19 protein-coding genes and 1 tRNA gene are annotated in these 26,946 nt (G+C 72.1%); 15 read left to right on the top strand and 5 right to left on the bottom strand.

Going from position 1 to position 26,946, the window contains the following annotated elements:
- Window positions 1-8 precede the first annotated feature (8 nt).
- Complete coding sequence (locus ACQPY0_RS04125) at window positions 9-1,217, bottom strand: amino acid deaminase/aldolase (protein WP_432984898.1); 1,209 nt, start codon at window positions 1,215-1,217, stop codon at window positions 9-11.
- Window positions 1,218-1,374: 157 nt separating this feature from the next.
- Between ACQPY0_RS04125 and tmk the strand changes: the two genes are divergently transcribed.
- The 5 genes from tmk to ACQPY0_RS04150 all read left to right on the top strand — a co-directional run bounded on the left by tmk (window position 1,375) and on the right by ACQPY0_RS04150 (window position 7,871).
- Window positions 1,375-3,831 carry a dTMP kinase gene (gene tmk, locus ACQPY0_RS04130; RefSeq protein ID WP_432994981.1) on the top strand — a complete coding sequence of 819 codons (2,457 nt, stop codon included), beginning with the start codon at window positions 1,375-1,377 and terminating at the stop codon, window positions 3,829-3,831.
- Window positions 3,828-5,027 (top strand): DNA polymerase III subunit delta', encoded by a 1,200-nt coding sequence (locus ACQPY0_RS04135; protein ID WP_432984901.1) that lies wholly within the window; start codon window positions 3,828-3,830, stop codon window positions 5,025-5,027. The genes tmk and ACQPY0_RS04135 overlap by 4 nt, the downstream gene beginning before the upstream one ends.
- A gap of 547 nt (window positions 5,028-5,574) precedes the next feature.
- Complete coding sequence (locus tag ACQPY0_RS04140) at window positions 5,575-5,895, top strand: YbaB/EbfC family nucleoid-associated protein (RefSeq protein WP_432984904.1); 321 nt, start codon at window positions 5,575-5,577, stop codon at window positions 5,893-5,895.
- A gap of 232 nt (window positions 5,896-6,127) precedes the next feature.
- The gene (locus tag ACQPY0_RS04145) at window positions 6,128-6,418 is read left to right on the top strand and encodes a hypothetical protein (protein WP_432984907.1); all 291 of its coding nucleotides are present in this window, start codon (window positions 6,128-6,130) and stop codon (window positions 6,416-6,418) included.
- A gap of 766 nt (window positions 6,419-7,184) precedes the next feature.
- Window positions 7,185-7,871, top strand: coding sequence for a hypothetical protein (locus ACQPY0_RS04150; RefSeq protein ID WP_432984910.1), 687 nt, complete (start codon window positions 7,185-7,187; stop codon window positions 7,869-7,871).
- Between the two features lie 10 nt (window positions 7,872-7,881).
- Here the strand turns inward: ACQPY0_RS04150 and ACQPY0_RS04155 are convergent, their stop codons facing one another.
- Entirely contained in the window at window positions 7,882-8,490 is a 609-nt protein-coding gene (locus ACQPY0_RS04155) for a LysE family translocator (RefSeq protein ID WP_432984913.1), read from the bottom strand.
- Entirely contained in the window at window positions 8,487-10,304 is a 1,818-nt protein-coding gene (locus tag ACQPY0_RS04160) for a metallophosphoesterase (protein ID WP_432994983.1), read from the bottom strand. The genes ACQPY0_RS04155 and ACQPY0_RS04160 overlap by 4 nt, the downstream gene beginning before the upstream one ends.
- Window positions 10,305-10,390: 86 nt before the next feature.
- Between ACQPY0_RS04160 and ACQPY0_RS04165 the strand changes: the two genes are divergently transcribed.
- The 6 genes from ACQPY0_RS04165 to ACQPY0_RS04190 all read left to right on the top strand — a co-directional run bounded on the left by ACQPY0_RS04165 (window position 10,391) and on the right by ACQPY0_RS04190 (window position 20,753).
- A tRNA-Thr gene (locus ACQPY0_RS04165) sits at window positions 10,391-10,466 on the top strand.
- Between the two features lie 1,283 nt (window positions 10,467-11,749).
- Entirely contained in the window at window positions 11,750-15,133 is a 3,384-nt protein-coding gene (locus ACQPY0_RS04170; protein WP_432984916.1) for a ThuA domain-containing protein, read from the top strand.
- A gap of 93 nt (window positions 15,134-15,226) precedes the next feature.
- Window positions 15,227-16,534, top strand: coding sequence for a hypothetical protein (locus ACQPY0_RS04175; protein WP_432984919.1), 1,308 nt, complete (start codon window positions 15,227-15,229; stop codon window positions 16,532-16,534).
- Between the two features lie 131 nt (window positions 16,535-16,665).
- Entirely contained in the window at window positions 16,666-17,877 is a 1,212-nt protein-coding gene (locus ACQPY0_RS04180; protein WP_432984922.1) for a cytochrome P450, read from the top strand.
- A gap of 250 nt (window positions 17,878-18,127) precedes the next feature.
- Window positions 18,128-19,345: a putative bifunctional diguanylate cyclase/phosphodiesterase gene (locus tag ACQPY0_RS04185; protein ID WP_432984925.1), complete on the top strand. Its 1,218-nt coding sequence runs from the start codon at window positions 18,128-18,130 to the stop codon at window positions 19,343-19,345.
- A 13-nt stretch (window positions 19,346-19,358) separates the two neighbouring features.
- A complete protein-coding gene (locus tag ACQPY0_RS04190) occupies window positions 19,359-20,753 on the top strand; it encodes a cellulose binding domain-containing protein (protein ID WP_432984928.1) in 1,395 nt (464 codons plus the stop codon).
- Between the two features lie 175 nt (window positions 20,754-20,928).
- Here the strand turns inward: ACQPY0_RS04190 and ACQPY0_RS04195 are convergent, their stop codons facing one another.
- Window positions 20,929-21,765, bottom strand: a complete 837-nt coding sequence (locus ACQPY0_RS04195) for a PSP1 domain-containing protein (protein WP_432994985.1) — start codon at window positions 21,763-21,765, stop codon at window positions 20,929-20,931.
- Window positions 21,766-22,067: 302 nt separating this feature from the next.
- Here ACQPY0_RS04195 and ACQPY0_RS04200 point away from each other — a divergent pair, with 302 nt between their 5' ends.
- Window positions 22,068-23,552: a hypothetical protein gene (locus tag ACQPY0_RS04200; protein ID WP_432984931.1), complete on the top strand. Its 1,485-nt coding sequence runs from the start codon at window positions 22,068-22,070 to the stop codon at window positions 23,550-23,552.
- Window positions 23,553-23,707: 155 nt separating this feature from the next.
- On the opposite strand, the gene ACQPY0_RS04205 is transcribed toward ACQPY0_RS04200, so the two are convergent.
- Window positions 23,708-23,944: a hypothetical protein gene (locus ACQPY0_RS04205; protein ID WP_432984934.1), complete on the bottom strand. Its 237-nt coding sequence runs from the start codon at window positions 23,942-23,944 to the stop codon at window positions 23,708-23,710.
- A 201-nt stretch (window positions 23,945-24,145) separates the two neighbouring features.
- Between ACQPY0_RS04205 and ACQPY0_RS04210 the strand changes: the two genes are divergently transcribed.
- The 3 genes from ACQPY0_RS04210 to ACQPY0_RS04220 all read left to right on the top strand — a co-directional run bounded on the left by ACQPY0_RS04210 (window position 24,146) and on the right by ACQPY0_RS04220 (window position 26,715).
- Entirely contained in the window at window positions 24,146-24,538 is a 393-nt protein-coding gene (locus tag ACQPY0_RS04210) for a winged helix-turn-helix domain-containing protein (RefSeq protein ID WP_432984937.1), read from the top strand.
- A 114-nt stretch (window positions 24,539-24,652) separates the two neighbouring features.
- Entirely contained in the window at window positions 24,653-25,144 is a 492-nt protein-coding gene (locus ACQPY0_RS04215) for a MarR family winged helix-turn-helix transcriptional regulator (protein WP_432984940.1), read from the top strand.
- Entirely contained in the window at window positions 25,141-26,715 is a 1,575-nt protein-coding gene (locus tag ACQPY0_RS04220) for an MDR family MFS transporter (protein ID WP_432984943.1), read from the top strand. Before ACQPY0_RS04215 ends, ACQPY0_RS04220 begins: the two co-directional genes overlap by 4 nt.
- The last annotated feature ends 231 nt before the right edge of the window (window positions 26,716-26,946 follow it).

A 26,946-nucleotide genomic window follows, 5' to 3' on the forward strand; every position in this document is an offset into this window, starting at 1 on the left:
CCAGCGGGTCACAGGAAGATTCTGCCCTCGCCGCGATACGTCGGGACGGTCTCGACGATCCGATCACCCTGGACCAGGTGGATCTCGTTGACGTGCTCGCACAGCTCGCCGGCCTTGGAGTGGCGGAAGTACACCCGCTCGCCCACCCGCAGGCCGGCGGCGCCCGGGCCGACGAGCGGGGTCTGCACCTCGCCGGCGCCCTCCGTGCCGATGAGCCGCAGGCCATCCGGCAGCCAGGGCAGCGGCTGGCGGGCCGGCGACGTCTCGCCGGAGGCGATCCAGCCGCCGCCGAGGGCGGTCGCGGTGGTGGCGTCGGGGCGCCGCACGATCGACAGGGCGAAGAAGGCCGCTGGTTGCGGGCGCCAGTTGCGGTACCCGTCGAAGAGCCACGGCCCGAAGAGCCCCGATCCGGCGGCGACCTCGGTCACGGCCGGGTCGGCGGCCGTCGCGGCTACGCTGCCGGTGCCGCCGCCGTTGACGAACTCCAGCTCGGCGTGGCGGCGTACCTCGGCGACGACCGCGGACCGGCGGGCCAGCAGCTCCGGCATCGAGCGCGCCTGGATGGCCCGGATGAGCGCGCCGCGCACCGGGCGGCCGGGCGGGGCGTCACCGAGGCCGGCGATCTGCGCCTCGTACGACATGAGGCCGACCAGGCGGAACCCCGGCCGCGCGGCGATCGCGGCGGCCAGTTCGCCGGCCTGCTTCGCGCTGTGCACGGGTGAGCGGCGCACGCCGATGTGGACCTTGGCCAGCGGGCGCCAGGACGCGTCGAGGTCGATGCAGACCCGCACGGGCGCGGCGCGCCGGTCGGCCGGCACGAGCGCGTCGACGAGGTCGAGCTGCTCGGTGCCGTCGACCATCACGGTGATGGCGGCGGCGAGCTTCTCGTCGGTGGCCAGGCGGCGCACGGCCGCCCGGTCGGCGGTCGGGTAGGCGACCAGGATGTCGTCGGCGGTGCCGTGCCCGGCCAGCCAGATCGCCTCCGGAAGGGTGAACGCCATGATGCCGTGCCAGCCGGGCCGGGCCAGGGTGCGGTCGATCAGCGCGCGGACCCGGACCGACTTGCTCGGCACGCGCAGCGGCTTGCCCGCCGCCCGCGCGACGAGGGCCGCGCTGTTGGCGTCGAAGGCGTCGAGGTCGACGAGCGCGAACGGCGGATCGAGATCGGCGGTGGCCCGGTCGTAACGGGCCCGCCGGGCGGCACGGGAGCTGGACACGCCTCACCGTACCGAGATGCAGAGGAATATGAAAGAAGCTCGCGTACTCGGCGGTGCCTCCGGAATTGTCGGAGGTGACCTGTAGCGTGAGACCGGAGAAAAGGGGGTGGCCGCCATCGCCAGCAGCGATCTCTCCGGTTTCGGGGGACTCCAGGCCGTGTTGCGCATCCGGCCCTTCCGCCGGCTCTGGGCGGTCCTGGGCCTGTCGTCCCTCGGCGACTGGCTCGGCCTGCTCGCCGCCTCCACGTTCGCCGCCGCGCAGGTCTCCAACGAGGCCGCCCAGGGCGTCGCGTTCGGCTCGGTCATCGCCGTGCGCCTGCTGCCCGCGCTCATCCTCGGCCCGGTCGCGGGCGTCTTCGCCGACCGGTTCGACCGCCGCTACACGATGGTCGTCTGCGACCTGATCCGATTCGCCTTCTTCGCCTCCATCCCGGCCGCGGCGCTCGTCATCCACGACGGCGCGCTGGTCATCACCTGGACCGCGATCGCCACGTTCGTCATCGAGACCGTCGCGATGATCTGGACGCCGGCCAAGGAAGCGGCCGTGCCCAACCTCCTGCCCCGGGCGCGGCTGGAGACGGCCAACCAGCTCACCCTCGCCACGACCTACGGCATCACCCCGGTCGCCGCCGCCCTGGTGCTCATCGGCCTGCAATGGCTGGTGACGGCCGTGTTCGGCGCCGACGCCCCGGCCGGTGTGCAGCCGAGCAGCCTCGCGCTGTGGTTCAACGCGCTGTCGTTCCTGGCCACCGCGGCGACCGTCTTCTTCGGCATCCGCGAGATCAGCGGCCGGCGCACCGCGGGCGTCGAGCGCCGGCCCGGCATGCTGCGCGAGTTCATCCTGGGCTGGGCCTTCGTCAGCAAGACCCCGCTGGTGCGCGGCCTGGTGCTGGGCATCTTCGGCGCCTTCGCCGGCGGTGGCGTGGTGGTCGGCACCGCGAAGTTCTACGCGGTCTCGCTCAGCGCCGGCACGGCCGCGTTCGCCCTGCTCTTCGCCGTGCTGTTTCTCGGCCTGGGGGTCGGCATCGCGGCCGGCCCGAGGCTCGTCGGCGCGCTGTCGCGCCGCCGCTGGTTCGGCCTGTCGATCATCCTGGCCGCGGGCTCCGTGATCATCCTCGCCTTCGCCACGCACCTGTCCATCGCCGTCGGCGGCGCGCTGCTGGTCGGCGTCGGGGCCGGCATGGCGTTCCTGTCCGGCACGACGCTGCTGGGCGGCGAGGTCACCGACGACATGCGCGGCCGTGCCTTCGCCTTCGTGCAGATGGGCACCCGCGTGGTGCTCATGCTGACCATCTCGCTGTCCAGCGTCATCGTTGGCCTCGGCGGCACCCGCAAGATCAACCTGGGCTTCTACGACTTCGAGGTCTCCAGCACCCGCCCGCTGCTCGCGATCGCCGGCGTCCTCGGCGTCCTCGCCGGCCTCTTCGCCCTGCGCCAGATGGACGACAAGAAGGACGTCCCGATCCTGGCCGACCTGCTCGGCTCGATCCGCGGCCGCCCGCTGAGCTCCGCCGACCCCCGCTCCACGCACGGGCTGTTCATCGTCTTCGAGGGCGGCGAGGGCGCGGGCAAGTCCACCCAGGTCAACCTGCTCGCCGACGCCCTGCGCGCGATCGGCCGCGACGTCGTGGTCACCCACGAGCCCGGCGCCACTCCGGTCGGCTCCCGCATCCGCAGCCTGGTGCTGGACCGCCCGTCCGAGGGCGGCGACGTCGTCTCGCCGCGCTCCGAGGCCCTGCTCTACGCGGCCGACCGCGCCCACCACGTCGCCTCGGTGGTGCGCCCGGCCCTGGCCCGCGGCGCGGTGGTCATCAGCGACCGCTACGTCGACTCGTCGCTTGCCTACCAGGGCGCCGGCCGCACCCTGCCGGTCGACGAGGTGTCCTGGCTGTCGAAGTGGGCGACCGGTGGCCTCAAGCCCGACCTCGTCGTCCTGCTCGACCTCGACCCGTCGCTCGGCCTGGCCCGCGCGGGCCGCCGCGGCGACGCGGACCGCCTGGAGAGCGAGTCGCTGGCCTTCCACGAGCGCGTGCGCTACGCGTTCTTGGACCTCGCCTCGGCGGACCCGAGCCGCTACCTGGTCCTCGACGCGACGAACGGCATCGACGCGCTGGCCGGGGGCATCCTGCAGCGCGTCCGCCACCTGATCCCGGAGGACGAGTCCTCGGTGGAGACGGTTCTGCACGATACGGCCGAGGTCGCCGCGACGCTGACCGGCGACCCGGACCCGGACGACGTCTCGGCCACCGCACCCTCCGTCTTCACGGCCACCTCCTCCGACACCGCGCCTGTGCCGCCGCCGGCCGCCGGCGGCGTGGGGTTGCCCGGCGCCCGCCCCCGGGGCGACGGTGCCGAGGGCTCCGCGGGCGGCGGTGCCGGGCCGGGCCCTGACGTTTCCGGGGGAGCCGGTCGGCGCTCGTCGCGGGGTGCCGGGGTCCAGCGCTCCGCAGACTCCGCCGGCGGCGCATCCGCGTCGGGCTCCCCGGACGGGCGCGGGGGAGGCGCCGCGGCCGGTGGCGATGGCGATGGTGAGGCTGCCAACGAGTCGGATTTGCGTGGCAAGTCCGACTTATCTGATATTTCGGGTTTTCGGGATGAGGGCACGCGGGTATGACGCCGCCGATCTTCGAGGAGCTGGTCGGGCAGCCCGACGCCGTGGCCACGCTGTCGCGGGCGGTCGAGGCGGCCGACGCGATCGTGCGCGGTGAGGTGCCCGACGCCGCGGGGCAGCAGGCCATGACGCACGCCTGGCTGTTCACCGGGCCGCCCGGGTCGGGGCGGTCGGTGGCCGCCCGGACGTTCGCGGCGGCGCTGCAGTGCCCCAACGGCGGGTGCGGCAGTTGCCAGGCCTGCCACACAGCGCTGGCCGGGACGCACGCGGACGTGCGCTTCGTGGTGCCGGAGGGGCTGTCCATCGCCGTGGGCGAGATGCGCGCGTTGGTGCTGCGCGCCGCGAGCTCGCCGACGCAGGGGCGCTGGCAGGTGCTGCTGGTCGAGGACGCCGACCGGCTCACCGAGGCGGCCGGCAACGCCTTGCTCAAGGCCGTCGAGGAGCCGCCCGCGCGCACGGTCTTCCTGCTGTGCACGCCGAGCACGCACCCCGACGACATCTCGGTGACGATCCGGTCGCGCTGCCGGGTCGTGCCGCTGCGGCAGCCCCCCGCTGACGCCATCGCCGCGGTCCTGCAGCGCCGCGACGGCATCGACGCGGCGACCGCCGCCTGGGCCGCCGCCGCGTCGCAGGGCCACGTCGGCCGCGCCCGCCGCCTGGCCCGCGACCCGCAGGCCCGCACCCGCCGCGACGCCGTCCTGGCCGTGCCGCGCCGCCTGACCGGCATCGGCGCCGCCTTCGACGCCGCGAGCGCCCTGATCGAGGCGGCCGAGGCCGAGGCCGCCGCGTCGGTGGTCGAGATCGACGCCAAGGAGCGCTCGGCCCTGGAGACGGCCCTGGGCGCCGGCGGCACGGGCAAGGGCGCCGCGGGCGCGGCCCGCGGCTCGGCGGGCCAGCTGAAGGACCTGGAGCGCCGCCAGAAGTCCCGCGCCACCCGGACCCAGCGCGACTCGCTGGACCGCGCGCTGGTCGACCTGGCCGGCTTTTACCGCGACGTCCTGGCCCACGCCTTCCGGGCGGAGGTGTCCCCGGTCCACGGCGACATCGACGAGCTCGCGGACGCCGCGGCCGAGAAGTGGACCCCGGAGAGCGCCCTGCGCCGCCTGGAGGCGGTCCTGGACTGCCGCGTGGCCATCGAGGCCAACGTGAAGCCCCGCATCGCGGTGGAGGCGATGATGCTCTCCCTCTGGCGCGGCTAGCCCCTCGCTGTCCGGCCCTCTCTCCCCCGCCGACAAGCGCCCTCCGCTCCACGGCCAGCTGGGGTCGCTACTGGCAGTCGAACCTTCGTTGGCGGTCGAACTTCGGGTCGTGGGCGAGCCGTAGCCGGTGGCCGGGCCGCGTGGAGGAGTCGTGTGGGCGCGCCCGGTGCGGTATTCGGGGTGGCGTGCGGTCCCGCGCAACGCGGGAGCTCCCCGGCCGGGGATGCCGTCGCGCTGCGAGTGGGCCTCGGGCCGCGATATACGCCTGTGCCGTAGCTTCGGTTTCGTCCGGCGCCTCGCGGCGTCGATCAACGGTGGGCGCCCGTCTCTGTGGTGGCGCATTCCTGCGGTGGACAGTCTTTGCCGGAGCCCTCCGCGCGATGGATCGTCGCTGCGGCGGCCCGTCTTTGCTGTGGACCGTCCGTCCTCGCGGCTCCACGTCTTGCAGTGGGCGCGGTTCGGGGCTTGGTGGCGGAGTTATCCACAGGGCTTGATTCGGGCTTCCGCGGTGAGCGGGCGGTGCCGTACGGTCACCGGGGGAGGTTGCATGGGGCGTGAGATCGACGAGGCGTGGATCGAGGAGGCGGTCGAGCGCTACCGCCGGATCGAGGCTCTGCATGCCGAGTTCGACAAGGCGGTGAAGACCGTCGAGGTGACCGTGCGGTCGGCCGATGGGCTGGTCGAGGTGCTGGTCACCGCCGACGGGACGATCCGTGACGTGCGCATCAACGGTTCCCTGCACAGCAAGACCAGCGAGGGTTTGTCGCGGTCGGTTCGGGAGGCGGTCACCGCCGCTGCGGATGCTGCGGCCTGGGCGCGGAAGCGGCTGCACGGGGAGACGTTTGGGGACTACCGGTCCCTGCGATAGCGCGGGGCTGTCGATGGGCTCGACGGACGACGACGGGGGTGAGGTGCCGATGTGCCCGGTGAGCGGTGGCTGGTGGGGCGTCTGCGATCGCGGGCTCGTCGAGGGCGAGTCGGCATCCTCCTGGGCGGGCTGCGACAGGCTATGTGGGGTGACCGGATCCGCGGTGATTTCTGGGCCGGGAGCGGACGGCAGCGGTCCCTCGGCGGTGGTTGTCCGATGGGCGGTGGCGTAGATGCGGCTTGAGGAACTTGCCCGGCGGCTCGAGGAGGCCGGGGACGAGCTGGCCGGGGCCAGCACCACGCTCAACATCGTGGATCCGGGAGCCCGGGTGCTCGGGGCGGACTCGGACGGGGCGCTGGGGCAGCTGGGGCGAGACCTGCATCGGCTGCTGGCCGCCGCGCTGACCAGCCGAGGGCGGGAGGCCTCGGCGCACGGGGCTCGGCTGGCCGAGACGGCGCACGCTGTGCGGCGGGTGGCGGCCGAGTATCGCAGCGCCGAAGAAGACTCGCGGGTCATCCCGTGACCGGCAGCGTTTCGGGCTGGCGAGATGCCGGAAGCGAGCGGTCCGCCGCCAGCGGGCGACGCGCCAGAAGCGAGCGGTCAGTTGTGAGCTGGCGGCCCGTCAAATGCGAGCGGCCCGCGCCCGGTGTGTGCGGGTTGATCATCCGAAGCGAGCCGCCCCCGCGAAGTGGGCGGTCCGTCGTGAGCGGGCGAGCCTCCCAAAGTCAGCGATCTACCCAAAGCGAACCGTCCGCTCAGAGCGCCCGCGTTACCCAGAACGAGCACCCTGCTTGGGGTGAGGTGTTCGGTCGAGGTGTGGGGTTCGCGTGGAGTGAGGTGTTGGGTCGGAGCGTGGGGTTGGTTTGGGGGGAGCGGTGTGCTCGGAGTGAGCGACCTGCTTGGGGTGAGGTGTTCGGTCGAGGTGTGGGGTTCGCGTGGAGTGAGGTGTTGGGTCGGAGCGTGGGGTTGGTTTGGGGGGAGCGGTGTGCTCGGAATGAGCAACCCGTCTGGAGTGAGGTGTTCGGTCAAGGTGCGGGGTTCGCCTGGAGCGAAGCGTTCGGTCGGAGCGCGGGGTCCGTCTGGAGGGAGCGGTCTGCCTCGAATGAGCAACCCGTCCGGAGTGGGGTGTCTGGTCGAAGCGTGAGGTTCGCCTGGAACGAGGCGTCCGTTGAAGGCGGGCGGCCTGTCGAGCGCGGGTTGGTCGTCGTGGGCGCGTGGCGGATCGTGGGCGGGCGCGTTGGTTCGAGTGGCGGGGAGCATCGCTGGCGGCGGGGTTGTGGGGTGGCGGCGTGATCGATGCGCTTGATCGGCTGGCCGGGGTCGGGGAAGACCTGTTCCGGCGGGTCGGGGACATTGTGGGTCGGGGTGGGATGCCGTTGGGCGGTGAGGCCCTCGAGCTCGTGCGGCGGGTCGGGGGGATGCCGGTCGACGTGCTTGAGTACGCGTTGCGGCTCGACGTTGAAGGGCTGCGGAACGCTGCCGGTGAGTTGCGGGGCGTCGGCTCGCGGTTCGGTGGGTTGCCCGGGAAGCTTGAGGCCGATGTCGCTCGCAGTGCCTGGGAAGGCGGTGGGGCTGAGGCGTTCGGGATCGTCTGGGACGCGCTGGCCGAGCATATCGGGTCCGCCGGGGAGGCTCAGACCATCGTGGGGAAGGTGGCTTCGACCGTCGCGTACATCGACTCGGTGGCCGGGTGGGCCGAAGGGTTTCGGCGTGAGCTGGCGGAGGCGATTGCCCGGGTCGTGTGCTCCGCCGAGGCCGTGGCCGTTGTGACCGCCGGGGACGCCGTTGACGTCGAGCTGGTCGGGGCGGCCACTCGGATTGTGGAGCGGGTGCTTCGGGCCGCGGCCGAGGCGCTTGACGAAGGGGCGGCGCTCGTCCGGCGGTACGAGGGCATGCTGGTGGAGTTGGCGTATCACCCGCCGGTGGTGCCGCGGGGCGGTGTCGCCATTTCCGGGGTTACGCGGGTCAACCTCTGACCGGGCGTGGTCAGTGCTCCAGGGCCAGGCGGGCGCTGAGGGCGACCAGGACCGTGCCCGTCGTGGCGTCCAGGGCGCGGCGCACTCGACGGCTGGCGAAGAAGCGGCGGACCCGGTTCAGCAGGGCGACGACCAGGAGCAGGTAGAGCAGCGAGAGCAGGGCGTGGCTCAGGGCGTACGCCATCAGGGTCAGCGGTGGCGAGGACGGGCCGAGGAACTGCGGCAGGACCGCCAGGTAGAAGACGAGGACCTTCGGGTTCGTGATGTTGGACAGGAAGCCCTGGCGCAGGCCGCCCGCGCCCGAGGCGGAGGCATCCGGGATCGGTGGGTACTCGCCGCGGCGCAAGGATCGGAAGGACTCGAGGGCCAGGTACAGCAGGTACAGGATTCCGGCCCACTTCACGGCCTGGAACAACGGTTCCACGCGGACCACCACGGCGCCCAGGCCCGCCACGGCGGCGGCGCCCTGCACCACGTTCGACGCCGAGACGCCCACGGACGCCCAGGCGCCGCGGCGGGCGCCGCCCGTCAGGGTGTTCTTCGCGACCACGGTGAAGTCGGCGCCGGGTATCACTACCAGGAGCGTGGCGAAGAGGAGGAACTGCGGGTAGGAGCTCATGCGATGGTGATCGGGTCGTCGATGAGGTGGGGTTCGAGGGGCCGGCCGGGCTCGAACCACGGGGCGTCGAGGGCGGCGTCGGGGCGGGCGTGCCAGTGGCGGCCGGTGCGGCGCACACCGATCGGGTAGATCGTGAGGCCGCCGTCGGCGGTGAAGTGCAGGCGCAGGAAGCCCTTGTAGTCCGTGATGCCCTGGCCGGCGAAGAGCTCGTTGAGGTTCACGTCGAACTTCGCGGCGATGAGAAGGTACAGCGCGAAGAGCTCCCCCGCCGCGACGGCCGACAGCGGCAAGTACAGCACGATCGCGATGAGCAGGGGCAACGGCCAGGCCAGGTCCACGATCGGCAGGCTCAGCCAGGCCCAGGTGCCCAGCGTCGCCAGGCCGACGAAGGCCAGGCCGTGCAGGATGCCCAGCAGCCAGTGTCTCGGCCTTCGCCGGCCGGCCGAGCGGGGCATCGCGAGCAGACAGGTTCCGAGGACGTCGAGGACCGCCATGAGCACGGCGGGGACGGTCACCAGGCGCTGCTCGACGCCGGAGACGACCCGGTCCGCGGCGTTGACGAACGCGAGCATGGTGAGCGTCTGCAGCAGCCCCAGCAGGCCCAGGAACACCGGGTTGCGCCACGGCAGGCGCCAGAAGACGCCGAGGGCCAGGCCGCGGGACTGCGGCTTGGTGGGGAAGGTGCGCTTGAGGTCGTACGGCAGCGACGGTGACGCGTTGCGGACCTGCGTGCGCTTCGGCGGCACCGAGATCTGCTCGGGCAGCTCGTGGGTCGGGTAGAGATACGCCCCGCCGCCGCCGGAGGTGATGAGCTCCCGGCCCGGGCGGGAGTAGCGCGCGTAGTGGTGCAGGTCGCCGGAGATCATCACGCGGACGTCCGCGCCGGTGGGGTCGATGATCGTGCGTACGAAGTAGTCGAGGCTGTCGTAGGCCTTGCGGTCGTCGGTCGACTCCACCCAGCTCGGCGACGGCGGGCAGATGATGACCTTGTCGCCGGGGCCGAGGCGGGCGGCGACCGAGCGGAAGTAGCGCAGCTGGGGGTCGTCGATGTAGGCGTCGCCCTGCACGTCGAGGCCGAGCAGCCACCAGCGGTGCGGCAGCTCGATCGCGAAGTACGACCGCGACTGCCGGGTCCGCCAGCCCCCGACGGAGCCCTCGTCGCCGCGGACGAACAGCCGCAGGAAGGCGGTCAGGCCGTCGTACCAGTCGTGGTTGCCCGGCACCGCATACATTCGCGGCGCGGGGCCCTCCGCCGGGCGCTCCGGCAAGGCCGCGCGGAACGGGCCCTTGAAGCGGTCCTCGTACTGCTGCCCGCTCGCCGTCGGATAGACCTGATCGCCGCCGAGGACCAGCACCTCGCCCCGCGGCAGCTCGTGGCCGTCGACGGTCAGGCTCGGCTGGGCCAGCAGGTACGCCACGGAGTAGGTGGCGTTGAAGCCGTCCCCGGTGTCGGCGGCGTAGTCCAGCCACAGCTCCCCGCCGTCCGGCCAGTCCCCGTCGCCGGCCTCGCCCGCGTAGCCGGCCCCCTCGCGCAGGATGCGGGAGGAGAGGGCGTTCTGCAGCTCGCGCTTGTCGAGGTACGCCCCGAAAAGGTCCGCCAGCAGCACCCGCACCGCCGTCCCGCTCAGCAGTACCGGGCTCAGCCACGGCACCCCGCGCCGCGGCGTGAACCCCATCTGGTCGGGGTCCAGCGCGGTCGGGCGGCCCCCGGGCGGCGCGGGCGCAGCCTCGTCGTCCTCCTGGGGGATCGGCAGCAGCGGCTCGCCGGGCTCGGCGGTCAGCTCCCCCGGGGCAGGTGGCATATCGTCGGGCATCACGCGCCGGACGTTACCGGGGTCCGGCGGAACGGGGAATCCCCTCGCGTGCACCCCCGGGGAGTGCCGTACACTATGGAACCGTTGCCGCCTTAGCTCAGTCGGCAGAGCGATTCACTCGTAATGAATAGGTCGACGGTTCGATTCCGTCAGGCGGCTCCACCGGCTTGACCAGCCAAAATGAAGGCCCGGGAGATCCTCCCGGGCCTTCATTTTGGATCTCCGTCGGATCCTTCCTTCGTACACGTAGCCACCGGCGGCCAGCCGGTTGATCGTCTGGCACGTCGACCCGGGCGTGACGCGGTCGTGGTCGCCGAGCTCACCGGCGGGGCGCTCGGACCAGAAGCGCCGGTAGGCGCGCGTGATCGCCACCCGCAGCGCCTCGGTGTCCTGCTCGCTCACAGTTGCTGGGCGGAGCCGCCCCGAGCCCGGATCGGCGTCGGGACGTCCGCTCGATCTGCCTGGCATCGCCCCGTTCGCCGCCGCCACCATGAGGGATGGCGCCGGCCGACGAGCGGGGGATCGCAGCTCGAGGTCGAACGTGCCGGGCCCGGGCCACAGTATGTCAGGTGCGGCCAACTTTTGTCAGATTCGCAAAAAGATAGCTTCTAGAATTTGGAAGTCTGGACACGATGGGCGGAAGGTCCTAGTGTCCAACACGCACGGCAACGTTCCGTCGTGTGAACGAGCCGGAGGTAGGGCGCCGTGACGAGCGCCGACCCAGCCGCGTCCGCGGCGGTCGCAGCCGTTACCGGACCGCCCGTGCCGGCAATGCGCGCCGCCGCCCCGCCGGCCGGCGCGCGGGCAACTCCGGAGCGCACAGCTCTCCGGTGACGCCGCACAGAGGGTCCGGCCGGGAAGGCGCCCGCGGCCGGAAGCGGCGGAAACGGAGCGGTCGACGGTGTGGCCGGGGTCGGGATCTCCCCGGCCGCACCAGAGGCGCCACAGCGGATGCCCGCCCCGGCCGGGCTCGTCGACCTGACGCGTCGGCACCGTCACGCATCGAAATCTCACCCACCGCCCCGGCGAGTAACGCCGCGGGCGGTTCTTGCGCTCTTTTGACGGTGATCCCGTCGCCGGGCCACTGGCGGGACTTTTGCTGGTTCCAGCAGAAGATGCGTCAAAATAGACGTTACTTTCGAATTTTCAAGCCTTTCTTTTGCTCGGACCGACGTATACGGTGACGGCTATGCGTTGATCGAGCGAGCCGCCCGCCCCGCCCCGCGCGGGATCCCGGCGGGCACCCAGGCACACCTCATCGCGACGTCATCGCCGCACCACCAAGATCACCAACACCACCACGGCAACTCACTCGCCGCACGCCTTCCCTCCGGGCGCGCCGCATCCACACCATCCCTTTCCCCGGCCGGACGTCGTCTGCCAGCGACTGCGCATCGGGTCTTCGGCGGTTCGCTCGTCCGGCAACACCCCGCGGAGGAGGTTCCATGTTCAGAGCTCCCGGCCGTCGCGTATCCGCGTTCGCCGGCCTGCTCGCGCTCGTTGGCTCTGCGCTGGTCGGTCCCGCGGCCGCGTCCACCCCAGCGGCCGCCGCGCCCCCACCGGCCGGCAACAACGGCAACGGCAATCAGTACAAGGTCCTGGTGTTCACGAAGGCAGCCAACGGGCAGCACCCGGCGACCACGGCGGGCGTCGAGGCGATCCGCCAGCTGGGCAACCAGTTCCGGTTCACGGTCGAGCAGACCGACGACGCGCGCAAGTTCGACCAGCCGCACCTCAAGCAGTTCCGCGTCGTCGTCTTCCTCAACACCTCCGGCGACGTGCTCGACGCGACCCAGCAGGCCGCGTTCGAGGACTACTACCGCGACGGTGGCGGCTTCGTCGGTGTCCACTCGGCGATCGAGACGCAGCCGACCTGGTCGTTCCTGACCGACCTGCTGGGCACCCGGGCGTCCGGCTCGTCGAAGGTCACGCAGGCCACGGTCAAGGTGGCCGACCGCGTGCACCCGGCGTCGAAGGAGCTTCCGGAGTACTGGAAGCGCACCGACCAGTGGTACAACTTCACGTCCAACGTGCGCGGCTTCTCGCACGTGCTGGCGACCGTCGACGAGAACACGTACACCGGCGGCACCATGGGCGCCGACCACCCGATCACCTGGTGCAAGGACTACCGGGGCGGCCGCTCCTTCTACACCGGGCTCGGCGACACCCCGGCCAGCTTCGGCACGACGGACCTGCGCGCGCACCTCGCCGGTGCGATCCAGTGGGCCGCCGGCATGACCGACGGCGACTGCGGCGCCACGGTGCTGGCCAACTACCAGATGGAGACCGTCGCCGCGCCGCCGAACGTCGGTGAGCCGATCGGCTTCGACGTGCTGCCCGACGGCCGGGTCGTCCAGACCGACCGCCTCGGCACCCTCCGGCTGCACGACCCGGCCAAGAACACCAGCCACGTGCTGGCCAAGATCCCGGTCTACACGGCGAGCGAGGACGGCCTGTACGGGCCGGCCGTCGACAACGACTTCGCCAACAACCACTGGGTCTACCTGTACTACGCGCCGGCGACCCAGGACGCGCCGTTCCCGGCGACGACGCCGACCGCGAACTCGCCGACCACCGGTGCCGACCCGAGCGTCTGGGACCCCTGGAAGGGGTACTTCCAGCTGTCCCGGTTCAAGTTCGTGGACGGGGCCGAGCCGCACCTCGACCTGACGAGCGAGCAGAAGATCCTGAAGGTCCCGGTCGAGCGCGGTGCCTGCTGCCATGTCGCGGGTGACATCACCTTCGACAAGGACAACAACCTGTGGATGGTGACCGGCGACGACACGCCGGCCGGTGGCGGCAACTCGGGCGGGTTCGCGCCGTTCAACGACCAGATGACCGCGGCCGGGCTCTACAACGCGCCGTACGTCGACGCCCGGCGCTCGGCCCAGAACACCAACGACCTGCGCGGCAAGATCCTGCGCATCCACGTCCAGGACGACGGGTCGTACACCGTTCCGGCGGGCAACCTCTTCACCGGCAAGGAGGAGGGCGGCGGCAAGACCCGGCCCGAGATCTACGCCATGGGCTTCCGCAACCCGTTCCGCATCACGGTGGACAGCGACGGCGTCGCCTACGTCACCGACTACTCGCCGGACTCCTCCACGCCGCAGGTGAACCGCGGCCCGGCGGGGACCGGCCGGGTGGAGATCGTGCGGAAGCCGTCCAACTACGGCTGGCCGCTGTGCTACTCGCCGGACCTGCCGTACTACCGGTGGAACTTCAACACCTCGACGCCGCTGGACAACCCGCCGCAGGCGTTCGAGTGCAACAACCCGAACCGCGGCCCCGAGAACACCTCGCGGTGGAACACCGGTCTGACCTATGGGCCGCCGATCGCGCAGCCGGACATCTGGTACTCCTTCCAGGACAACAACGCGGCCAACCCGCTCGGCACCCCCTGCGCGGCGTACTACATGCAGAGCCCGCCCGGGAAGTGCCCGCAGCTGTTCCCGGAGCTCGGCACCGGCGGCGTCGGCCCGCACGGCGCGGCCAAGTACGAGTACGACAAGAACAACCCCAACCCGACGAAGTTCCCGGAGTACTACGACAACTCGATCTTCTTCGGCGAGTTCACCCGCGACTACCTGCGGGAGGTCCGGCTGGACTCGGACGGGAAGGTCTTCAAGATCAACGATCTGCTCAGCTGCGGCGACGGCCCGGCGACGGCGGCCCGTCCGTTCCTGTGCGACAACCCCATGGACATGAAGTGGGGCAAGGACGGCAGCTTCTACCTGCTGACCTACGGCGACGGGTTCTTCACGGCGAACCCCGACGCGGCGCTGGTGAAGTTCAGCTACGTCAAGGGCACGCGAGCACCCATCGCGAAGCTCACCGCCACGCCGACCGACGGCGTCGGGCCGCTCACCGTGAACTTCTCCAGCGAGGGCTCCAACGACCCGGACCCGGCCGACTCCATCAAGTTCGCGTGGGACTTCGACGGCAACGGCACGATCGACTCGGTCGACCCGAACCCGACCTTCACCTACACCGCCAACGGGGTCTACACGGCGCGGCTGACCGTGACGGACTCCAGCGGCAAGACGGCCTCGGCCAACACGACCATCACCGTCGGCAACACCTCACCGACGGTCAAGGTCACCGTGCCGATCGAGGGCGGCCTGTTCGCCTTCGGCGACACGATTCCGTTCAACGTGACGGTCACCGACCCGCAGGACGGCCAGATCGACTGCTCCCGCGTCCAGGTGACGTTCGTGCTCGGGCACGACAGCCACGGGCACGCGGAGTCCACCGCGACCGGCTGCTCCGGGACGCTGCCCACCCTCGACGAGGACTCCTCGCACGGCGGCAACGTGTTCGGCGTGATCAGCGCCTCGTACACCGACCTCGGTGGTCCCGGCGGCGTCCCGGCGCTGACCACCGTGAACCAGGCGACCATCCGGCAGAAGAAGCAGGAGGTCGAGTGGGCGATCGACCAGTCCGGCACGAGCACCGCGGCGACCGCGGACACCGGCGGCGGGCTGCAGCGCAACGGCATCGGCAGCGGTGACTGGATCGCCCTCAACGGAACGATCAACCTCACGAACATCGACACGCTGACGTTGCGGACCTCCGGCGGCAGCGGCGCGGCCGGAACCGGGGCCGTCGAGGTCCGCCTCGACTCCGTGGACGGTCCGGTCCTGACCACGGTCACGATCGCGGCCACGGCGAACGCGACCACGTACGCCAGCCAGACCTTCCCGATCACCGACCCGGGCGGCGCGCACCGGATCTACCTGGTGTTCCGTCCCGTCGCGGGCGGTCCGACGAACAACTTCTTCAACCTCAACTGGGTGGAGTTCGGCGGCCAGGGCGTGCGAGTGCCCTAGCACCACCCGCCGGGGCGGGGCCGCGTCACCCCTGGGATACAAGGCGCGCCCCGCCCCGGGCCGCACACCCCGCACAACAGCGAAGGAGCAACGATGTCCATCGGCAACGTCAGCCGGCGCAAGTTCCTGGCCGGCGCGGGCCTCACCGCAGCGGCCGTCTTCAGCCCGCTCGGCCCCGCGTCCGTGTTCTCGCCGTCGTTAGCGAGCGCCGCCAACGGGCGGCTCATCCCCGGCGGCAAGCTCGGCACGATCACCTTCACCCAGCGCGACGTGCCGACCCGTCTCGGTATCGCCGCGAGCCGCGCGCTCGGCGTGGCCCCGACGATGGGCTACCTGGGCGGGCCCAACTTCCCGCATGACCCTACCGACCTCGGCCCGCTGGTGCCGCTGCCGGGCGGCTGGCAGGAGCTGTTCGAGTTCCTGGCCAAGGCCGGCTTCAAGCAGGTCGAGTTCGCCGGCTACGGCCAGCACGCCTCCAACCCGGGCGGGGCCGCGCCCAACCCGGCGCCGGGCGGGACGACCACCGCGGAGTCGCGCGCGGCCTACCTCGCCTACGCCCGGACCCTGCGCGGCTTCCTCGACGCGTACGGCCTGGAGGCGATCGGCAACCACGGGTTCGTCCCGAGCACCTGGAACGGCCCGAACAGCGCCGGTGGCAAGATGACCACCGGGGACTACGACCGGCTGCAGACCGAGCTGGAGTTCGCGGCGATCCTGGGCATGCCGTTCATGGGCACCGGCAGTGACCCGACGAGCGCGAACAACCGCAACATCGAGCCGTGGACGATCGCGGGTGAGAAGTGGCAGGCGCTGAACGAAATCAGCGTCGGGCAGTGGGGCATCCACATGTACACCCACAACCACTCCCCGGCCTACAACTTCCTGCAGGACGGCCCGATGGTCACCGTCACCCAGGACCGCATCACCGGTGCGCCGATCGCGCCGACCCAGGTCCGCGGCGAGTCCGGCAAGCGGCTCATGCAGCACTACCTCGACGTCACCGACCCCGGCCTCGTCGTCATCGAGATGGACGTCTACTGGGCGCACGTGGCGCAGCACCAGCACCGCTGGCGCTACGACTGGGAGGGCAAGCGCGTCGAGGACATCTTCGACCCGACCGCCCAGGTCGCCAAGCAGACCCAGCGTTACGCGCTGTTCCACGCCAAGGACGGCGACGCCACCGGCCAGCCCGACGGCGTGGGCGACGGCTACTCGATGGTGCCGTTCGGCGACCCCCGCAGCGACATCAACTACAAGCGGTTCTACGGCAACATCGGTGCCAAGGGGTACCACAACTCGAACTACGAGCAGGACAACGCCCCCGGCGGCAACGCCGACCCGGGCCAGTCCCTGCGGTTCTCCAAGATCAGCGCCGCCGGCATGGCCGGTCTGCGCGGCTGATCACCCAAGCGAAGGCCGTCCCGGGCGCCGCCCGGGGCGGCCTTCGCCGGTTTGGTGCGGGGCCCGCCGGGTAGGGCCGTGCGGACGGCGAGCGGCCCGTGACCCTGACGCACGCGGGAGTGTGATGCGCCATGCCGACCCTCACCCTGTCCGACCTGCACGCCTGGCTGGAGCAGGCGCGCCGGCGCGGTCCGGCGTACTACGACGACGAGCGGCGGTGCTGCACCGTCCTCGGGCACCCCGAAATCGTCGCGGTGCTCGCCGACACCGCGACGTTCTCCTCCGACCTGGGCGACCTGCTTCCCCGGCAGGAGGACCTGGAGCTGTTCCAGCGCGGCAACTTCGTGCGCATGGACCCGCCCCGGCACGACACCCTGCGCCGCCTGGTCAGCCAGGCGTTCACCCCGAGGACGGTGGCCGGCCTGGCGCCGCGCATCGCCGAGGTGACGACCGGGCTGCTGGACGCGCGGGCCGGCGAGCGACGCATCGACCTCATCGAGGACCTCGCCTATCCGCTGCCCGTGATCGTGATCGCCGAGCTGCTCGGCATCCCCGCGGCGGACCGACCGCTGTTTCGCACCTGGGCCGATCGCCTCTTCGAGCGCTCCGAGGCCGGACCCGACGAGTCCCTGCCGCCGTTGACCAGCCGGGAGGCGGTGGACGCGGTCGCGCCGGCGTTCCGGGAGATGAACGCGTACCTGCTGGAGCACATCCGCGCCCGCCGGACCGGGCCGGGCGAGGACCTGATCGGCCGGCTCGTGCTCGCCGAGGCCGACGGCGATCGCCTGTCGGACGAGGAGATCGTCGGATTCGCCGGGCTCCTGCTGCTCGCCGGGCACATCACGACGACGGCGACCCTGGGCAACACGGTGCAGTGCCTCGACGCGCACCCGGACGACGCCGCCGAGGTGCGGGCCGACCGGTCGCTGCTGCCCGGCGCGATTGAGGAGGTCGTGCGGCTGTACACGCCGTTCCCGCGGCTGGCCCGCCGGACGAACACCGGCGCCATGGTGGGCGAGACCGCCGTCCCGGCCGGAGCGGTGGTCATCACCTGGCTCGCGGCCGCCAACCGCGACGAGCGGGTCTTCGCCGACCCCGCCCGGTTCGACCCGCGCCGGGCCCCCAACCCTCATCTCGGCTTCGGTCACGGGCTGCACTTCTGCCTCGGCGCCCCGCTGGCCCGGCTGGAGGCGCGGATCGCCATGGACATCCTGCTGGACCGCTACGACGACATCACCATCGACGCCACCGAGCCCGCCGAGTTCCGCAACCCGTGGGTGATGGTCAGCCCGACCCGGCTGCCCGTGGCCGTGACCGCGAGCCGGGCGGCCGCCGCGCGCTGAGCCATCCTCGTTGGTACACCTTGCCGCGCACGGTCGCCTCAGCGCCGACGACCCGCTCTTCTTCCGACATCGCGCTGCTGGGCGGCGGCCAGCAGGCCCTGGGGCGAGAAGATCCGCTGGCCACGGCGGCGGCCGCCGGGTTCGTCAGCATCGGCGCGGAAGAACGGCGGATTTCGTCAGCTTCGCGCCGTGGCGGCCGATATCGCCGACGTGGACTGTCACTTCCGGGCGACAAGTCGGATTTTTCCGAATGCGTGAGGCGCTCGCCGAGGCGCTGACCCGCGGCGCGCGTGCCGGCCGTAGCACGGCCGTTCTCCTGGTCGGGCTGGACGCGGCCGCGGACCGGACCGGCGGCGCGGACGAGGACGTCGCCGCGCACTGGGCCGAGATCGGCGAGGTCATGCGCCGCAGCCTGTTCACCGGCGACCCGGTCGGGCGGATCGGTGACGACCTGGCCGCGGTGCTGCAGGACATCCGCAGCGTCGACAACGCCGAGGCCGTGGCCCGGCGGATCGCCTCTGCGGCCCCCGCACGGATCGGCATCGCGGTCGCCGCGCCGGGCGAGTACGGCCCCGACGACCTGCTCCACCGAGCCGCGCTCGCGCTGCGGCAGGCCCGGGAGCGCCCCGACGGCAACCCGTGGGCCTGTTACGGGCCGGAGCCCGCCGGCACGCCGCTCGCCGACGAGCTGCGCGGGGCGGTGGCGGACGGGCAGTTGCGCGTGCTGTACCAGCCGATCGTGAACCTCCCCGACGGCGACCTCGCCGGCGTCGAGGCACTGGTGCGCTGGGCGCACCCCGAGCGCGGCCTGCTGGATCCGGACGCGTTCGTGCCGCTGGCGGAGCGGGTCGGGGTCATCGCCGAGCTGGGGCGCTGGGTGCTGCACGAGGCCTCGGCCCAGGCGGCGCGCTGGCAGCGGCGGCTGCCGGCCCTGCAGCTCAACGTCAACGTCTCGCCGCGGCAACTCGACGAGAACGGGTTCGCGGCGCAGGTGCTGGCGATCCTCGAGCGGACCGGGTTCTTCCCCGGCAACCTGGTGCTGGAGGTGACCGAGGGGGCGGTGATCGGCGAGCCGGCCTCGGTCGCGCAGCTGGCGGTGCTCAGCAACGCCGGGATACGGATCGCGCTGGACGACTTCGGCACCGGGTACTCCTCCCTGCGCTACCTCGCCCGGCTCCCGGTCGACGTGCTCAAGCTCGACCGCGGCTTCGTCGCCGAGCTCGACGGCACGTCCCGGGGCGGGGCAGTCGCCCAGGCGGTGCTGCGCCTCGGCCAGATCCTCAACCTGGACACGGTGGCGGAGGGCGTGGAGAGCGAGGCCCAGGCCCGCGAGCTCACACTGCTCGGCTGTCACAAGGCGCAGGGTTTCCACTACGCCCGCCCGCTGCCCGCCGCTGAGCTGCAGCGCTGGCTGCCGGTAGGCGATCTGTCGCGATACGAGTCGGAGATCTGGGGCCCGGAGGTGTGATACTCGACGGGCCATGGGTGACCACCTCCGTCTTCGCCTCGGCGCGTCCCTCGCCGTGGCCGTCGTGGCGGCCGCCGCCGCGTCGGCGCTCGTGCCGCTGCCCGCCGCGATCCTGCTGATCGCCGCCGCCGCGGCCGGCGGCGCGCTGCTGGGCTGGCCCGGCGCCCTGCTCGCGGTGCCGCTGCTGTTCTTCGCCGACGACCTGCTGGCGCGGGCCGCGGTCGGGCTCGCCGGGGTGCTGCCGGCCGCGGCGATGTACGGCTGGCGCCGCTGGTTCGCCCGCGGCCGGCGGATCCGCGCCGCCACGCGGCCCGGCGGCAGCATCGAGGACCTGGGCACCGGCTCGGCCGGCGCGGCGCTGCCGGACCTCGTCGCCGCGATCAGCCAGGAGTGGTCGGCCGCCACCGGCATCGGGGTCATCCTGCACAGCGCGGGCCTGGACGAGGCGGGCGACACCGCCGCGCCCCGGGCCGGCATCGAGCTGGGCTGGATCCTGCGCGAGGCGTTGGGCAACGTCGCCGCGCACGCCCGGGCCGAGACGGTGGCCGTGACGCTCGGGCGCGACGGCGACGGCATCACCCTGGAGGTTCGCGACGACGGCGCGGGCTTCGTGGTGCCCGACAACCTCGCCGACCTGCGGCGCGAGGACCGTCACGGACTGGCCGGGATGCAGGAGCAGGCGCGCGCGTGCGGCGGCCGTCTCGACATCTGGTCCCGGCCCGGCGCCGGCACCCGGATCACCGCGACCGTCCCCGCCGCCGTGGCCGCGGGTGCGGCGGGCCCCACCTGGCGCGTCCGGCTCGGCGCCGCGCTGGCCGCCGCGGTCGTACCGCTGGCCGTCGTCGTCCTGCTGATCGCGCCGGACTCCCAGAACACGCCGCTCGCCGCGCGGGACACCGGGCTGCCCTTCGACCCCGCCGCGACCCACGCCCCCACCACCCCGGCGCCGACGGCCGGGGCGTCGCCCGGGCGTTCGGTCGCGACCAGCACCGCGAGCCCCACGCCGTCGCGCAGCCCGTCCGCCCGCCCGACAGGCGCCAGCAGCGCCCCCGCCAACCCACCGGCGACCGTCGCCACGACCGTGGCCGAGCAGCGCACCTGCAAGGTCACCTACGTCAAGCGCAGCGAGTGGACCCCGGGCTTCGTCGCCGACGTGACGATCACGAACACCGGGTCGACGCCGGTGCAGGGCTGGTCGCTGCGCTTCGAGTACTCGGCCGGGCAGAAAGTCACCGGCTATTGGAACGCCGTCGTGTCCCAGTCCGGCTCGGCCGTGGTCGTCGGGTCGGACGGCAACCGTCCGGTGCTCGCGCCCAACTCGCCGCTCACCTTCGGGCTGCAGGGCACCTGGTCGGGCAGCAACCCGAATCCGGCGGCGTTCACGCTGAGCGGGTCCCCGTGCGGCTGAGCCAGCGCACGATCGCCTCGGTGCCTGCAGCTTGAGGTAGATCGGCGACGGCGGCGTTGGCTCGCCGGCCGCTCCATGGATGTCGAGCTCCCACTGGGTCAGCCACCAGCACCTTCGTCACGGGCGGACGGGCTTCGTGAGCGGCGCGCTCGCGTGGGGCACGCCCCGCCTCGGGTCAGCCGTGGCGCTCCTCGTAGGCCTGGCGGGAGCCGCAGACCGAGGCCCGGCTGCACGAGCACCGCGAGCCGTCGGCGTCCATGCGGACGATGACCGCGTCACGGGGGACGCTGTGGCCGACCACGCGCCCGTCGCCGTCGGGTGTCGACACACGCGCGCCGACGGGCGGCGCCGTGGCCTGGAATGAGCTGTACAAAGGATGTTCGTACTTCAAACAGCACATGAGCCGCCCGCACGCGCCCGAGATGCGCAGCGGGTTGAGCGGCAGGTCCTGGTCCTTGGCCATGCGAATGGTGACCGGCTCGAAGTCGTTGAGGAACGTGGCGCAGCACAGGTCGCGCCCGCACGAGCCGATGCCGCCCTGGACTCGCGCCGAGTCGCGCGCGGAGAGCTGGCGCAGCTCCACCCGGCAGTGCAGTGTGGCGCCGAGGTCGCGCACCAGCGAGCGGAAGTCCACCCGGTGGGGTGCGGTGAAGTAGATCGTCGTCCGCGCGCCCTGCCCGCCCTGGGGGTCCAGGACGTGGTCTACTGCCACGACCTTCATCGGCAGCTCGTGGTCGCGGATCAGCCGCTTCGCCGCGACCTTGGCCTCGGCCTTGCGCTTGCGCAGCAGCTCGTCGCGGCGCAGGTCGTCGTCGGCGGCGACGCCCACCAGGCGCGGGAAGCCCTCGGTCTCCTCGGAGACCCATTGGGCCGCCCACACGCACTCGGCCACCTCGGGGCCGTCGTCGGTGGGGACCAGCACGCGGTCACCCACCTGGGGCCGCAGCTCGCCCGGGTCGAAGTAGAACAGCCGTCCGTAGCGATTGAAGCTCACCGCGCACAGCATGCCCATGGCGATCACAGTAACGCGGGTCACGGCGGGCGCCTACGGCTGCGATGAGATGACGGTAAAAGTGGGTAAAAGTCCGACTCGACACTTTTGAGCAACCCCGTACCTATCTCGTCGCTTTCGTCGTTACTAGTGCGGATGAGCCGGTAAAAATCGCCGTAACTCCGTCCGGGAAGGCCTCGTTGGGGGCAGCAGTGGCACGCCCTACGGCGGGCCACGCGCCCGGTCCCGGCTCGATGCGGCTTCGTCCTGATCGAACCCGGAACCGGACGCCCGTACTCCCCGGTCTCGGAGGACCTCACGTCATGACGGCACCTGTAGCTTCCGCGCGCCCAAAATCAGCCCGCTACCTTGTCGCCCTCGCCGCCGCGGGGGTGCTCGGAGCAGTGAGCCCGGTCGCGTTGGCGGCTCCTGCCACGGCGGGCACGGCGGAAAGCTCCGGCTGCCCGAACGGGTTCGGCGCCACGGCCGCCGCGAACACGCTCGCGGTCGGCGGGCTGGACCTGCGCGGTATCGGGCTGAACCTGCCGCCGCTACCGGAGCTGCGCGCCGCGACCGCACACTCCGGTTTCGCCGGCGGGCCGGCCCGGGCGGCGGCGGATGCGCGGTACATCCAGAGCAGCGGCGTCCTCCCGCCCGGCCTCATCGGCCCGAGTGCCTACCAGCAGGCCCCGCCCCCGCACGAGCAGCCCGCGACCGTGCCGGTCGCCGGCGTCAACCTCGGCGTGCTCACCGCGGGCACCGGCGGCCTGCGCGCCCACGCGACCTGGCAGGACGCCGCCAAGTGCACCGAGTCGGCCGGCCCGCGCGTCACCGCCGAGGCCCGCCTCGGCGGCCTGTCGGTCCTGCCGGCGCGGGGCGGCCGGGCGCTGCTGCGCTTCGGCGCGATCCAGAGCGCCACGTCCACGGGTGTCGGCACGCAGGGCGGGAAGGCCGCCGCGAAGGCGACCGCGACCGGCGGCATCGCGGACTTCACGCTGCTGGCCGGCGGGCCGTCGGCGATCGGCGTCCGCGTCATCAGCCCGGCGAGCCTGACGGTCTCCGCCGGTGCCAAGAAGACCGTCGACTACCAGGCCCCGGTTCTGGAGGTCCGCGTGCCGGGCCGCGACGCGCTGAAGGTCTCCTCGGCCGGCTCCCACGTCGACGTGGTCCTCCCGGTCGACGGCAACTCCCGCGCGGTGGCCGAGGACCTGGGCCGCACCGAGAACCTGCCGGTCGTCGGCGCTCTGCCCCTGCTGGACCTGCTCGGCGGCGCGACGAGCGCCCTGTCGGGCACCCTGCAGGGCGCGACCGCGATTCCGGAGTCGCTGCTCGCGGGCCTGCTGCCGGGCCTGCCGCTGGTCGGCGGCGGCGAGTCGACCGTCCGTGACACCGAGGGCCACCCGGCCCACCCGGCCCGCGCGGTCGTCCTGCGGGTGGAACTGGGGTCGCTGGAGCAGCAGTCGAGCGCGACCGGCCTGTACGCCAAGGCGTACTCGGTCCGCGTGAAGCTGATCGTCCGCACGAAGTGGAAGTCGGGCGGGTACGGCGACCGGACCGACCAGGCCACGATCCTGGACCTGGGCGTGTGCGCCCTGGAGGCCGCCGCGGCCGCCCCGAAGTCCGGCGGCGGCTACGGCGCCGGTGGCGACGACAACGGTGGTTACGGCGGCGTGAGCGGCGGCAACGGCGGCGGCGACAGCCTGCCGGTCACGGGCTCCCGGGCCGCGCTGGTTGTGGGCGCCGGCCTGCTGCTGGTGGTCGCCGGCCGCATGTTCGTGGTCCTGTCGCGGCGCCGTTCGGCGGCCTGAGAACCCCTTCGCCGCCCGTGCAGTTCCGCAGGGAGCTGCCCGGGCGGCGTTTTTCTGCCCCGGCCGGCCCGGTCTACGTTGGAGATGTACCTCCGAAACGCAAAGACCGTCCCGGAGAGCTCCTGGGACGGCGGTCGAAGCGGGTGGAGGAGTGCTCAGGCCGTTCTGAGGCGGCGGAGGTGGGCGGCGAACTCGAGCGCCACCGAGGCCAGGCGCTGGCTGCCGACGATGGCGTGGTCCCACTTGCCGTTCATGCCCGAGCTGAACTCGATCTGCACGTCACCGTCGTCGACGAGCATGATCAGGTCGCCCTCGTCCTCGGTGATGACCGCGTTCAGCGCGCGCAGGTCCAGCGTCACGATCGGGCTGAGCTCTTCCTCTTCCACCGTCATGGCTTCCTCCAAAGAGCGAGGGGGTGCGGCGGACGCGCGGCTCGCAGCAGTTGGGACGGCCGCCGCACCCCGGATCGGGGGTGAACGCGGGACCTGACCGCCCAGCCCGGCCCCGCGCTCACCGGAGACTATACACCAGATGGCCATCTGGCCCTAAGGCCAGGCGAAAGTGCGTCGATTGAGCTTCGTAGGGTCGCGAGCATGATCTCCCGGAGTTCCGGTCTGTCCCTGTATCGGCAGGTCGCGGACGCGATTCGGCAGCAGATCATCAGCGGTGAACTGCCGCCGGGAAGCCTGCTGCCCTCGGAGAAGTACCTGGCCGAGGAGCACGACGTCGGACGCGACACGATCCGTGATGCCATGGCCCACCTGCGCAGCGAGGGACTTGTCGAGAGCAAGCGCGGATATCGCAGCCGCGTCCGCTCGATCCAGCCCCGCGAGCGGATCTGGCTGCACCCGGGCGAGGTCGTGACCGCCCGCATGCCCACGCCGCAGGAGAAGAAGGAGCACAGCATGCAGGAAGGCGTGCCCGTGCTCGTCGTCGGCGACAAGGCCTATCCGTCCGATCGCTACGAATTCGGCCGCGAGGACTAGTTTCCCCAGTTCGACGGGGAGTAATGCGTATCACGCGCAATTGAGTTGTCGCCGCGCGCCCCTGGTGCCGATGCTTGTGACAAGCAAGTATCGACCAACGGGGGAGCCACGCGCGTGCATCAGACCGCGGAGGATAGCGAGCACGCCGCCATCGGGCGGCAGGTCGGCCGGTTCATCCGGCTGTCCGAGCGGCTCTTCGCCACGCTCAAGTGGACCGAGGCCGGCCGTGGCCTCGAGCGCCCCGCGTACGTACTGCTGAATCGGATCGCGGTCGACGGACCGTTCCGGCTCTCGGCGCTCGCCGTCGAGGTCAGCCTCGATCTCTCCACGGTCAGCCGGCAGGTGACCGCGCTGGAGAGCGCCGGGCTCGTGGCCCGGCTGCCGGACCCGTCCGACAAGCGGGCGAGCCTGGTCGAGGTCACCGACCTCGGGCGCGAGGTGTTCGCCGAGAACCGGGAGCGCTGGCTCGTCATCTGGCAGGAACTCCTCGCCGGGTGGGCGCCGGACGAGCGGCGGCTCTTCGCCGAGCTCTTCACCCGGCTCAACGCCTCGATCGCCGAACGACTCCCGCAGACTGGCACAACCTCGGAAAGGGACGCTCGATGACCACCGTCGCGCCGCCGGAGCAACAGACCCGGCCGACCCTCGCCCACCGGCAGATCCTGCTGCTGATGGGCGGCCTCATGACCGGGATGCTGCTCGCCGCGCTCGACCAGACGATCGTGGGCACCGCGCTGCCGACGATCGTCGGCGACCTCGGTGGCCTCGACCACTACTCGTGGGTCGTCACGGCGTATCTGCTGGCCTCCACCGCCTCGACGCCGCTCTACGGCAAGATCAGCGATCTGTACGGCCGCCGCCCGGTGCTGCTGTTCGCGATCGCGACCTTCCTCGCGGGCTCGCTGCTGGCCGGGCTGTCGCAGAACATGACCGAACTGATCGCGACCCGCGCCCTGCAGGGCATCGGCGCCGGCGGCCTCATGACGCTCGCGTTCACGATCGTCTCCGACGTCGTCGCGCCCCGCGAGCGGGCCCGCTACCAGGGCCTCTTCGGTGCCGTCTTCGGCATCTCCTCCGTCGCCGGGCCGCTCGTCGGCGGCTACTTCGCCGAGAACGACTGGCGCTGGATCTTCTACATCAACGTGCCGCTGGCCATCTTCGCCCTCTTCGTGTGCGCCCGCGTCCTGCGGCTCGTCCCGCACACCCGCCGCGAGCACCGCATCGACTACATCGGCGCGACGCTGATGGTGGCCGGCTGCAGCGCCCTGCTGCTGGCGCTGTCGTGGGGCGGCAACGAGTACGCCTGGGACTCCGCCGTGATCCTCGGCCTCTTCGCCGCCTTCGCGGTGCTGACCGCGCTGTTCATCTTCGTCGAGGGGCGCGCCGAGGAGCCGGTCCTGCCGCTGCGGCTGTTCAAGCGGGCCACGTTCTCGCTGGCCAACGTGGGCACCTTCGTGCTGGGCTTCGCGATGTTCGGCTCGATCATCTATGTTCCGCTGTACCTGCAGATCGTCAAGGGCGCCACCCCGACGCGCTCGGGCCTGCTCATGCTGCCGATGATGGCCGGCGTCATCGCGACGTCGATCGTCGCCGGGCGGATCATCTCGCGCGTGGGCCGGTACAAGTGGTTCCCGGTCGCGGGCACCGTCGTCATGGGCACCGGCCTGCTCCTGTTCACCAGCCTCGAGGTGAACACCCCGCTGTGGCAGGCGTTCATCTACATGACCGTCATCGGCGTCGGCCTGGGCCTGGCGATGCAGCCGCTGATCCTGGCGGTGCAGAACGCCCTCGACCTGCGCGACATGGGCGCCGGCACCTCCGCGGCGACCTTCTTCCGCTCGCTCGGCGGCTCGGTCGGCGTGGCGGCCCTCGGCGCGGTCATGAACAACCAGCTGGCCACCCAGATGCGCGACGCCGGCACCAGCGTGTCGATCAACGCCCCGGCACAGGTCCGCGCCCTGCCCGCGGCACAGTTGGAGATGGTCGAGCACATCTTCGTCAACGCCCTGCACCCGGTGTTCCTGGCGGCGGCGGTCGTGGCGCTGCTCGGCACGCTGATCACGTTCGCCCTGCCGAACAAGGCGCTGCAGGGCGCCACGCCGGTGGAGGCGACCACCCCGGCGGACGCCGAGGAGGCCGCGGCGGCCGACATGGAGGCGAAGATCGCGGCCTTCTAGGGCACGCTCGCAGGGTCAACAGCGCGGCGCGCGGTCCTTCCGGGGCCGCGCGCCGTGGCGTTTCCTGCGCCCGCCACAGCCCAGCGCGGGCCGGAGGGGGAGCGCGGTCGCCGCCGATGTGACCATGGTGTCGTCACCGGGCGGGGGTCGAGCCCTGGTCGCCGAACCGGCCACCCGGCATCGCCCCGACTTGTCGCGGCAAGGACCGATAAATCACCGCAATAAGCGACA

The organism is Dactylosporangium sp. CA-233914, assembly GCF_050942935.1.
GTDB lineage: Bacteria > Actinomycetota > Actinomycetes > Mycobacteriales > Micromonosporaceae > Dactylosporangium.